This is a genomic window from Nonomuraea sp. NPDC003201 (assembly GCF_053590415.1).
Window position 1 is genome coordinate 19,242 of sequence record NZ_JBSFTC010000127.1, and the last position, 10,992, is coordinate 30,233.

At 69.4% G+C, this 10,992-nt stretch carries 9 protein-coding genes and 1 pseudogene; 5 read left to right on the forward strand and 5 right to left on the reverse strand.

From position 1 onward, the window contains the following. The 3 genes from ACWDX9_RS34255 to ACWDX9_RS34265 form a co-directional block, all read right to left on the reverse strand. The gene (locus tag ACWDX9_RS34255; protein ID WP_449961266.1) at window positions 1-846 is read right to left on the reverse strand and encodes a carbohydrate ABC transporter permease; all 846 of its coding nucleotides are present in this window, start codon (window positions 844-846) and stop codon (window positions 1-3) included. Beyond that, the gene (locus ACWDX9_RS34260) at window positions 833-1,744 is read right to left on the reverse strand and encodes a carbohydrate ABC transporter permease (protein ID WP_449961269.1); all 912 of its coding nucleotides are present in this window, start codon (window positions 1,742-1,744) and stop codon (window positions 833-835) included. Before ACWDX9_RS34260 ends, ACWDX9_RS34255 begins: the two co-directional genes overlap by 14 nt. Before the next feature lie 118 nt (window positions 1,745-1,862). After that, on the reverse strand, window positions 1,863-3,230 hold the full coding sequence (locus ACWDX9_RS34265) for an ABC transporter substrate-binding protein (RefSeq protein WP_449961272.1): 1,368 nt from the start codon (window positions 3,228-3,230) through the stop codon (window positions 1,863-1,865). A gap of 377 nt (window positions 3,231-3,607) precedes the next feature. On the opposite strand from ACWDX9_RS34265, the gene ACWDX9_RS34270 reads away from it, so the two are divergent. From ACWDX9_RS34270 to ACWDX9_RS34280, 3 genes and pseudogenes are all read left to right on the forward strand, one after another. Then, entirely contained in the window at window positions 3,608-4,636 is a 1,029-nt protein-coding gene (locus tag ACWDX9_RS34270) for a zinc-dependent alcohol dehydrogenase (protein ID WP_449961275.1), read from the forward strand. Between the two features lie 2 nt (window positions 4,637-4,638). After that, the gene (locus tag ACWDX9_RS34275; RefSeq protein ID WP_449961278.1) at window positions 4,639-5,424 is read left to right on the forward strand and encodes a sugar phosphate isomerase/epimerase family protein; all 786 of its coding nucleotides are present in this window, start codon (window positions 4,639-4,641) and stop codon (window positions 5,422-5,424) included. Continuing rightward, window positions 5,421-6,599 (forward strand): annotated as a pseudogene (locus ACWDX9_RS34280) (MGH1-like glycoside hydrolase domain-containing protein); the annotation flags it as partial. The gene ACWDX9_RS34275 and the pseudogene ACWDX9_RS34280, both read left to right, overlap by 4 nt. 9 nt (window positions 6,600-6,608) lie before the next feature. Here the strand turns inward: ACWDX9_RS34280 and ACWDX9_RS34285 are convergent. After that, on the reverse strand, window positions 6,609-7,736 hold the full coding sequence (locus ACWDX9_RS34285; protein ID WP_449961281.1) for a zinc-dependent alcohol dehydrogenase: 1,128 nt from the start codon (window positions 7,734-7,736) through the stop codon (window positions 6,609-6,611). Then, window positions 7,729-8,670, reverse strand: a complete 942-nt coding sequence (locus ACWDX9_RS34290) for a Gfo/Idh/MocA family protein (RefSeq protein WP_449961284.1) — start codon at window positions 8,668-8,670, stop codon at window positions 7,729-7,731. Before ACWDX9_RS34290 ends, ACWDX9_RS34285 begins: the two co-directional genes overlap by 8 nt. Window positions 8,671-8,778: 108 nt before the next feature. Between ACWDX9_RS34290 and ACWDX9_RS34295 the strand changes: the two genes are divergently transcribed. Both ACWDX9_RS34295 and ACWDX9_RS34300 read left to right on the forward strand, forming a co-directional pair. Further along, a complete protein-coding gene (locus ACWDX9_RS34295) occupies window positions 8,779-9,750 on the forward strand; it encodes a glucosyl-3-phosphoglycerate synthase (protein WP_449961287.1) in 972 nt (323 codons plus the stop codon). Then, on the forward strand, window positions 9,747-10,862 hold the full coding sequence (locus ACWDX9_RS34300) for a glycosyltransferase (RefSeq protein ID WP_449961290.1): 1,116 nt from the start codon (window positions 9,747-9,749) through the stop codon (window positions 10,860-10,862). The genes ACWDX9_RS34295 and ACWDX9_RS34300 overlap by 4 nt, the downstream gene beginning before the upstream one ends. The last annotated feature ends 130 nt before the right edge of the window (window positions 10,863-10,992 follow it).

Consider the following 10,992-nt stretch of genomic DNA (forward strand, 5'->3'; position numbering starts at 1 on the left):
CTATCCCTTCTCTGCTCCTGCCGTGAGGCCCTCCGTCAGCAGTCGCTCGCTGGCGAAGAACACGATCACGATGGGCAGCGTGAGCACCACCGAACCTGCCATCAGGACCGTCGTGGGGATCTCTATGCTCCCCGCCAGCTGCGAGAGGCCCAGGGACACCGTCCAGCTCTCCCGCTTCTCCACAAGGAAGAGCAGGGCGAACAGGAACTCGTTCCACGCGATCATGAACGCATAGAGACCAGTCGCCATCAGCGCGGGCTTGGACAGCGGCAGCACCACGCGCCAGATGGTCGAAAGCCTCGTGCACCCGTCGATCGCGGCCGCTTCCTCCACGCTTTGCGGCACGGTCTCGAAGTAGTTGCGGAGCATGTATACCGTGACGGGCACGGTTTGCGCGATATACACGAGGATCAGTCCGAAAAGCGATCCGCGCAGCCCCAGCATCGTGAAGAGCACGAAGAGGGGGATGGCCAGCACGATCGCCGGGAACAGGTACACCGCCAGGAAGAGGAAGTGCACCTGCCGCCGCCCGAAGAAGCGCAGCCGCGCGACCGCGTACGCGCCCGGGATCGAGATCAGCAGCGTGACCGCCACCGAGGAGAGCGCGACGATCGCGCTGTTCCTCAGGAAGCTCAGGAAGCCCTGCCGGGTCAGCACGTCCACGTACGTGTCCAGGGTGAAGCCACGCGGCCAGAGCGAGCCCGGCTCCAGGATCAGCTCCTGGATGTCGCGTACGGACAGCATCACCATGTAGAGGAACGGGAACGCGGTCATCACGAAGAGCACCACGATGACCAGCGGTTTCAGCACCCGGAACAGGACCCGCTCGAACCTATCTCTGCTCATCTTCACCCCCGCCGAAGAACCGCAGGTAGACGGCCAGGAACACGACCAGGAAGACCGCCAGCACGATCGCCTGCGCGGCCGAGGCGCCGATGTCGTCGCGGGCGGTCAGGAAGTTGTAGACCCGCACGCTGACCACCTCGGTCCCGGCCCCGCCGCCGGTCAGCAGGTAGACGTCGTCGAACTTGGTGAACGTGAAGACGAACCGCAGCACCGACAGCAGCGCGATGATCCGCCAGAGCTGCGGCATGATCACGTAACGGAACCGCTGGGTCGGCGTGGCCCCGTCCACGACCGCGGCCTCGTCCAGCTCCGCGGGCAGCGCCTGCAGCCTGGCCAGGATGAACAGGAACGCGAACGGGAAGTACCGCCACGCCTCGAACGCGATCACCGTGAACAGCGCCACCGGCACCCGCACGCCCAGGAGCTCGCCCCTGGCCTGGGTGAGGAACGCGATCGGCTCGTGGAGCCAGGTGTTGACGATGCCGTACTGGGGGTTGAGCATCGTCTCCCACAGGAACGCCACGGCCACGACCGGCGCCACGTACGGGATCAGGATGGAGGCCCTGACCACGGTCCGCCCCCTGAACCTGTCGCGCAGCGCCAGCGCCGCCACCAGCCCGATCGCGATCGACAGCGCGGTGCCCGCGACGGTGTAGACGAGCGTGTTGACGAGGGACGACCAGAAGCCGGGCTCGGAGACCACGTACGAGAAGTTCTCCAGCGTGTAGTGGCCGAAGACGCCGGCCCGGCGGATGTTGATCAGCCGGGCGTCCTGGAACGCCAGCATGATCGCCCACAGCAGTGGCAGCACCACCACGACCAGCGTGATGACGAGCGTCGGCGAGATGAGCGCAAGCCCTGCCCGGCCTTCCTGCTGCCGCAGAGTGCGCGCGCTCATTGCCGCACTCCGCGCGGCGGCTCGGTCGCTGGGATCCGTCGCCTTCCCTCGTCGCTCTGGCCGCTGCGCTCCCGCCGCTCCCGCCGCTCCTCAGTCCAGGCGACGGCGCTCTCTCGCGTCACTGGCGGATCCCGCGCTTGATCGTCTCCACGTCGGTCTTGGCCTGGGCGGCGGCGGCCTGCGGGGTCAGGGAGCCGTCCACGACCGCGCTGAGCGCCTTGGGCACGGGCAGCTCGCCCATGGTGGCGCCGACCAGCTTGCCCTGCCCCTGCGGGATCCCCCAGCGGGCGAAGGTGTCCGGGCTTTTGCGCAGGGCGTCCAGCACGTCGGCGGGGTAGATGTCGGCCAGCGGCTTCTTGGAGTCGACCCCGGCGGGCAGCTTGTTCCACTTGTCCTCGAAGCCCTTGCGGGTCGGGAACTTGCCCTCGGGCGCCATGCCGATCCAGCGCTCGTAGCCCTCGTTCATCATGTAGGCGACGAACTTCGCCGCGGGGTCCTTGGCGGCGTCACGGGTGACCGCCCAGGAGACGATCTCGCCGTACTGCGCGGGCGCGCTCCCGTCGGGCCCCTTGAGCGCCGTGACCACGCCGGTGTTCTTGGCCAGCCACTCGGGGTCGGCGCGGCACTCCTGGCAGCTCGGCAGCGCGTCCTTACGGAGCCCGGCCAGCTCGTCGAGGATGAACGACGACCAGATCGTCATGGCCGCCTTGCCGGAGAAGTAGGTGGCCCGGGTGGAGTCGACGTCCTGCTTGCCCTTGACCGAGTAGTCCTTGGCGAGCTTGCCGTAGAACGCGAACGCCTTCACGCACTGCGGCGAGTCAAGGGCGACATTTCCGGAATTGTCGACGAGCTGGCATCCGTTCGCGAGCGCGACGTGCTCGAAGCTCTGCGCGGTGAACGAGTCCTTCGGCGCGATCGCCAGCGTGATGCCCGCGATGCCTCCCGTGTTGAGTTTGGCGGCCGCCGCCTCCAGCCGCTCGTACGTGTCGGGCGGCTGCAGCCCGGCCTTGTCGAACAGGTCCTTGCGGTAGAGGATCAGCTGAGCCCACCCGTCGCTCGGCACCGCGAGCAGCTTCCCGCCCGAGCTGTCGAGCTCCAGGGCCCGCGGCGAGAAGGAGTCCCGGCCGAGCTGGTCGACGACCTTGCCGGGGGTCTCGGTGTCGAGCAGGTCGTTGGCCTCCAGCTCGCGCACCGCCGCCAGCGGCAGCGCGCCGATCACGTCCGGCAGGTCGCCGGCCGCGGCGGCGGCCGTCACGGCCTGGCTGAACTGGTCCTCGGCCATGGCGACCAGCTTGACCTGGATCCCGGTCCTCTTGGTGAAGTCGGCGGCGATCTGGTTCTGTACGGCCATCCGGTCGTTGAGGTTCTCTTCGGTCCAGACGGTGATCTGGTTGCCGGCGGACGACTCGCCACCGTCGCCGCACGCCGCCAGTGAGGCGGCGGCCAGCAGCGCGACGGAGAGGACGGCGGTTACCTTCTTCGGCATGGCACGCTCCTCCGATTCGGGGATATGCCGCCCTTACCCTCGCCATGACCTCGGCAACGTTCGGTAGTCGATAACGAGACCGGTCTGTACCCACCCCGTGCCTACGCGGCCATAACTTGATCTTTGTCGCAAAAGATCTACTTTGGGGTATTTCGGTCATCCGGAGGTCACCGCACTAGCTAGAAAGCCCAGGTGTGCGGCCTGGCAGGCGATGTCGGTAAGGTCACTTTCCGGAAGACACGCTGGCAGAAACCCCAATTTCACCAGCCGCCCCCGGCGGAAGTCGTAGACTTAAGAGTGTTACGAGCGCAACTATCGTATGCAAACAAGTACTAAAGCTTTGACTTTTGTTTGATCATTAAGCGTAAGTGTGGAGAATGCGCGTCATCACGTTCGAGCAGCCAGGCCGTGTCCGCGTCAGCCTGGAATCGCCAGCCGACCTGGCGCCGGGATCCGTACGAGTCCGTACGATCTACTCCGGCGTTTCGGCAGGCACGGAGCTCACCGCCTATCGCGGCACAAATCCATATCTCAACCGTCATTGGGACACCGAGCGCCGCCTCTTCGTCGATGGCCAGACGCACGCGTACCCGCTGACCGGCTGGGGCTACCAGGAGGTCGGTGAGGTCGTCGAGGCCGCGGCCGACGTCGCCGACCCGCCGGTGGGCAGCATCGTGTGGGGCATCTGGGGCCACCGCGCCGAGGCCGTCGTGCCGGCGGAGAAGCTGGTCGGGCACGTGATGCCGCCCGGCGCCGACCCGCTGACCGGTGTGTTCGCCCGGGTCGGGGCCATCGCGCTCAACGCGGTGCACGCCTCCGACGTGCACCTCGGCGACCAGATCGCGATCTTCGGGCAGGGTGTCATCGGGCTGCTCGCCACCCGCCTGGCGGTGCTGAGCGGTGCCCGGGTGGTCGCGGCCGACGCCATCCCCGACCGGCTGGAGCTGGCCAGGAGGTTCGGGGCGGCCGAGGTGTTCGACGTGCGCTCCGGGTCGGTGGCCGAGTTCATGCGCAAGCGCGTCGAGGGCGCCGACACCGTCATCGAGCTGAGCGGCACCCACCAGGGCCTGCACGAGGCCATCAGGACCGTGCGCAAGGGCGGCAGGGTCGTGGCCGCCGGCTTCTACCAGGGTGACGGCGTCGGGCTGCGGCTGGGTGAGGAGTTCCACCACAACCAGGTCCAGCTCGTCTCCTCCCAGATCGGCGGCGTGGCCTCGTGGCTGGCGCACCGGTGGGACGTCGAGCGGCTGCAGCGCACGTTCATGGCGCTCGTGCACGAGGGACAGATCGAGGTCGGCGACCTGATCAGCCACGTGGTCCCCGTCGAGAGGGCCGAGGAGGCCTTCGACCTGATCGACAAGCACCAGTCCGAGGTGCTCCAGCTCGTCTTCACCTTCGAGGAGTGACAGTGAAGCTCGCCGTACAGGAGCAGCTTCTGCCCGGCCGCACGCTGCAGGAGAAGTTCGCGTTCGCGCTCGATGCCGGGTTCGACGCGATCGAGCTGCGCGGCAAGGGCGATTTCCACTTCGCGGGCCGCCTGACGGAGCTCAAGCGGGCGCGGGCCGACGGCGTGGTCATGCCGACGGTGTGCGTGGACATGCCGCACTTCATCGGCGACTTCGACCCGGCCAAGCGCAAGGACGCCATCCAGCAGCTCAGGTCGCAGCTCACGGTGATCGCCGAGCTGGGCGGCATCGGCGTCATGACGCCCGCCTCCTGGGGGCAGTTCTCGCTGCGGCTGCCGCCGTTCGAGCCGCCGCGCAGCGCGGCGGAGGACCGCGAGGTGCTGACCGAGGCGCTGGGCGTCCTGGGCGAGCACGCGCAGCGCAACGGCGTGCTGATCATGCTCGAACCCCTCAACCGGTACGAGAACCACATGGTCAACACCCTGGCCGAGGCCGTCTCCTACTGCTCGATGGACTCGATCAGGATCGTCGGCGACACGTACCACATGAACATCGAGGAGGACGACCCCTGCCGCTCGCTGGTCGAGGCCGCCCCCTACCTCGCGCACATGCAGATCAGCGAGTCCAACCGCAACCAGCCGGGCACCGGTCACCTCGACTGGGGTGCGCAGCTGGCCACGCTCGACGCCGTCGGTTACGACGGCTACCTCGCCCTGGAATGCCGTCTGCGGGGCGAACCCGAGATCGTCCTCCCCCAGACCGCGGCCTTCGTCAGGAAATACCTATGACCCTTCGCGACGCCGTGCGCGTCCTGGTGACCAACTGGGACGGCAGCTACACGGTCCCCTCCCGGCGCCTGTACCCGCACCAGTGGAGCTGGGACTCCGCCTTCATCGCGATCGGGAACGCGCAGTGGTCGCCGCGAAGGGCCAGGATCGAGCTGCTCTCCCTGTTCGGCGCGCAGTGGCGCGACGGCAGGGTGCCGCACATCGTGTTCAACCCCGCGGTGCCCGAGGGGGCCTACTTCCCCGGGCCCGAGTTCTGGCAGGCGCACGCGCCGTCGGGCTCCGCGACCTCCGGCATCGTCCAGCCGCCGGTCCACGCGCTGGCCGCGTGGAAGACGCACCTGGCCGAGCCCGACCCGGCGTTCCTGCGCCGGATCTACCCCCGGCTCGTGGCCCAGCAGGAGTTCCTGCGCGCGGCCAGGCGCTCCCCTGAGGGGCTGATCTCGATCGTGCACCCCTGGGAGTCGGGCATGGACAACAGCCCGGCCTGGGACCTGCCGCTGCGGGCCGTACGGCCCGACACCGTGGGATTCGTCCGCCGGGACCTCGCCACGGTCAGCGCCGACGAGCGGCCCACCGACCGCGACTACGAGCGCTACGTCTCGCTCGCCCGCGCCTACCGCGACTCCGCCTACCGCAGCCCGGGGGAGTTCCAGGTCGAGTGCCCCCTGTTCAACGCCGCGTACGGCGTCGCCGAGTCGACGCTGGCACTGATCGCGGAGGAGTGCGGCCTCGACCCCGAGCCGCACGAGCGCGAGGCGGCCGCGATCACCGACGCCATGGTCGAGCACCTCTTCGACGGCGGCCTCTTCCAGGCCCGCGACGTGCGCACGGGCCGGCTGCTCCACTCCGCCAGCACCGCCGGGCTGACCCCGCTCATGCTCCCGCACCTGCCGGACGAGGTCGCCGAGGCGCTGATCGGCACCACGCTCGACCGGTTCGCTTTCAAGGACGGGGCGCTGCCCAGCTACTCTCCCGCGGCGCTCGAGTTCGACCGGGCCCGCTACTGGCGCGGCCCGAGCTGGGTCAACCTCACCTGGCTCGTCTGGCAGGGGCTCAAGGACCGCCGCCCCGACCTCGGCGCCCTGGTCGCCGAAGGGATGGTCAACGCGGTCGCGCGATCGGGCTTCCGCGAGTACTTCGACCCCTTCAGCCTGCACGGCCACGGCAGCCACGACTTCAGCTGGTCAGCCGCCCTCCTCCTCGACGTGGTCGCTGAGCACGGCCTGGACGGTCTGCCGGCGTCTGGCCGCGAGGTCGGACAGGAACCGGGGGGCCTCGGCGAACCCGACGACATCGGTGATCACGTGCTCGCGTAGCCGCCCTCCGTACCGCCTGAGCAGGGCGATCGTCTCGTGCGAGAGCCGCTCCCGGTCCCAGGAGTGCGCCAGGCCGCGCGGCACCCGGCCGATCTGGGCGCAGCGCAGCGTCAGCCCGTTGTGGTGGAACTCCTCGCCCAGCCGCACCTCCTGCGCGCCCTGGGTGTAGAAGGCGAGGTCCACCAGCGTGCCCTGGGGGCGGAGCATCCTGAGCCCGAGGGCCAGCGCCCTGGTCTGGCCGCGGCACTGGAACACCACGTCGGCGCCCCGGTCGTCGCGGCCGTGCCGCCAGCGGCGCTTCAGGTCCACGGCGGGATCCCCGTCGGGATCCCCGTTGGGATCCACGTCGGCGGCCAGGACGTTCGCGCCGAGTGCCGCGGCGATCGCCAGCCTGGCCGGGGTCTCGTCCACGACGACGACCTCGGCCGCGTCGCAGGCCATGGCGAAGCACGCCGTCAGCAGCCCCACCACGCCCGCTCCCACGACCGCGACCCGCCGCCCGCGCACGCCGTCGCCGAGCCGCTGCACGGCCGGGCCGTGCAGGTCGTGCGCGGCGTGCAGGAGGCCGTTGGCGCAGATCGGGCCCATGTGGGCGACGTAGACGCCGAGCATGGGGTCGAGGTCGTCCGGCAGCTCCACGAACCGGTCGGCCATCGGGTCCGCCACGTACGCCGTGCGATGTCCGTAACACATCGCGACCAGCGCACCCTCGCTCACGGCCCGTGTACGCGTCTCGACCACCAGGCCGACCTGCATGTAGCCGATGCCGCGCACCGGGTAGGCGATCGACGGCGTCCCCTCGGCGAACAGCCCGAGCGCCGGGTCCCAGGTCGAGGACAGGTACGGGTTGGTGCCCTTGACGTAGGTCAGCTCGGTCCCGGCCGAGACCCCGCTGTGGGTGGTGGCCAGCATGAACCCACCCTCGGGGATGCCCGGCAACTTCTCCTCGACCAGGCGAACCTCGCCCGGCGCCTCGATACTGAGCACATTACCCATCCAGCACCACCGGCCTCCGTTCCGCCGCGGACTGTGCGAGGGCCAGCGCCAGGCGGTGCGTCCGCAGCGCCTCCCCGTACGGTACGCGTACGTCGGCGTCCTTACCCTGCACCGCGTTGATGAACTCCCGGTCCACCCGCGTCTTCGCCTGGCCGTCGTCCTCGATCACCCGCTGGCCGTCCACCAGCAGCCGCGTCTCGCTGAGCTCCAGCGCGAGGCCGTCGGCGCACACCTCCAGCCCCACCCGGTGCTTCTGGGTCAGCAGGCAGGAGGTGGCCAGCAGCCCGGCCGCGCCGTCGGCGAAGCGCAGGACCGCCGCCGTGGCCCGGTCCACCTCGCCGTCGCTGTGGTTGGCGGCGGGGACGGCGTGCACCATTGACACCTCGCCCACCAGGACCCGGGCGAGGTCGAGCACGTGGACGGCCTGCTCGACGATCTGGCCGCCGGACATGTTCGGATTCAGCCACCAGGCGACCGGCGGGACCTTGTCCAGCCAGTGGCCCAGGGCGAGCCGTACGGGGCGCTCCGCGAGCAGGTCACGGGCGTGTTCGATGATGTCGAGATAACGCCAGTGATGGCCGACCGCGGTCGGCAGCGATCTCCGTTCGATTTCGGACGCGATGTTTTCTGCGGTTTGGAGGTCGAGCGAAAGGGGTTTTTCCACAAAAAACGGTAGATTACACGCCAGAACATCATGTTCGGGGGTGCCGTGCGCGAAAGGAGGCACACAGACGTAAACAGCATCGAGACCGCCGGCGCTGAGTAGGTCGGCATGGTCACCATAGGCGGGGGCGCCGTGCTGGGAGGCCAAAGCCTCGGCCCTGTGGAGATCAATGTCGGCGATTCCCGCGATCGAGACATCTGGGAAGCCGGACAGTACATCTGCGTGGCGAGCGGCGACATTTCCGGCACCGATGATGCCGACGTGGGTCATTGGGGACACATTCCGGCATATGCCACATCTGATCGCCATCAAACAAAGAGGTTCAAAGGCGCATAGATCGGGCAGAAGTCGTGACCTCGTGAGATCGGGGCTTACTGCATGGAGAGAAACCTGCGAGCCTTGGCCAGAATCCAGGAATGGTACGGTCCGCACTCGAGCACGGCAGCCGAGTGGCCGGTCGACGCCTTGATGCTGGCCAAGGGATCCACCACGGTAAGTGTCATCCTGCCTGCTCGTGACGAAGAGCGCACCGTGGGTGACATCGTCCGTGTGATCCGCCGCGACCTCGTCGAACGGGTTCCGCTCGTCGACGAGATCCTCGTCGTCGACTCCAACTCGATCGACGCCACCGCCGAACGCGCCCGCGAGGCGGGCGCCCGCGTGGTGGCGCAGAACGACGTGCTCTCCCACCTGCCGCCCTTGACGGGCAAGGGGGAGGCGCTGTGGAAGGGGCTGGCCGCCTCAAGGGGCGACATCGTCGTGTTCGTGGACGCCGATCTGCTCAACTTCGGCGCCCACTTCGTGTCCGGCCTGGTGGGGCCGCTGCTGGTGGACAGTGACATCAGCTTCGTCAAGGCGACCTACGAACGTCCGTTCACGGGCGAGGACGGCGTGGTCCGCCGCGCCGCGGGTGGCCGGGTGACCGAGCTGGTCGCCCGACCCTTGATCAATATGTTCTGGCCGGAGCTGGCCGGGTTCGCCCAGCCGCTCGGCGGAGAGTACGCGGCCAGGCGCGAGGTCCTGGAGCAGGTGCCCTTCGTCACCGAGTACGGGGTGGAGTTCGGCCTCCTCGTCGACCTGCTCCAGCTCGTCGGCCTGGACGGGATGGCCCAGGTGGACCTGGGCAGCCGCACGCACACACACCAGTCGATGAGCGCGCTCGGCCGGATGGCCGGGCAGATCATGCTCACCGCCTGGTCCCGCCTGGAGCGCCAGGGGCGCGTACTGGCGGCTCAGCGCCCCGCGCACACGATGCTGCAGTTCGGGATCGACGGGGCGGACCTGGTGGACGTGGCCGTGGCGGAGCGACCTCCGCTCGCCTCCCTCGTACAAGAGGAGGATGTGGCATGAAAGTCCTGGTCAACGCGGGGCCGTGGCTCGCGGTCCCGCCCCCCGGCTACGGCGGGATCGAGAACGTCGTGGCCACGCTGGTGCCCGCGCTGCGCGAGCGCGGCGTGGAGGTCGTCCTGGCCTCCGTCGGGTCCAGCACGCTCGAGGTGGACGAGCTGATCAGCGTGTACGACGACGGCCAGTTCACCGAATTGCAGAAGCCGTACAACCAGGTCATGGGCATCGCGCACGCCCACCAGGCCAGGGTGGCGGCCGAGCTGCGCGCCCGCGGCGACATCGACCTCGTCCACGACCACGTCGAGGTGGTCGGGCCGGCGGTCCTGTCGGCGTTCGGGGGGCCGCCCGTCCTGCACACCCTGCACTGGGACCTGCGCAAGCATCCCGCGTTCTACGGCGCGTTCCCGCCGTCGATCGCGGTCAACGGCGTCTCGGAGTCGCAGCTCGCCCGCGCCCCCGACGCCCTGCGGGCGGCCTCGCTCGGGGCTGTCTACCTGGCCAGCCCGCTCGCCGACCGCGACGTGCGGGTCGATCGGGGCGAGTACCTGCTGGTCATGGGCCGGATCTGCGGGCTCAAGGGCCAGCACGTGGCGGCCAGGATCTGCCAGAAGCTGGGGCTCCCGCTGATCCTGGCGGGGCCGGTCAGCGGCCGGAACACCCCCGCCGAGCTGGACGACGTGGTCCAGAACCCGTACCACCCCCTGCACAGCCATCCCGACGTCCGCTACCACCTCGACCAGGTGTCCCAGTACCTCGACGGGGACCTGGTCAGGTGGGTCGGCGCCGTGGGCGGCGAGGCCAGGGACCAGCTCTACGCGAAGGCCAGGGCCGCGCTCTTCCCCATCCAGTGGGACGAGCCCGGCGGCACGGCCGTCGTCGAGGCACTCGCGCTCGGGGTGCCGCCGGTCGGGCTGCGCCGCGGCTGCCTGCCCGAGATCATCGACCACGGCCGCACCGGCTTCCTGGCCGACTCCGAGGCGGAGCTGGCGGAGTGGGTGCTGCGGGTGGACGAGATCGACCCGGAGGAGTGCCGCAGAGAGGCCCGCCGCCGGTTCTCGCCGTCCGTCATGGCGGAGCGCTACCTGGAGCTGTACGAGGCCGCCACGGCCCGCTGACCTCGTGCCGCGCTGAAGAGGCGCCCGAGCCGGTTGGGGGGGCGGCGCGGGGGCCGCGGCGGCCCCGGGGGAGAGACGGGGTGAATAAACGGGTGAGGCACCGGGTCAGGGACGGGGTGAGGCGGGGGGT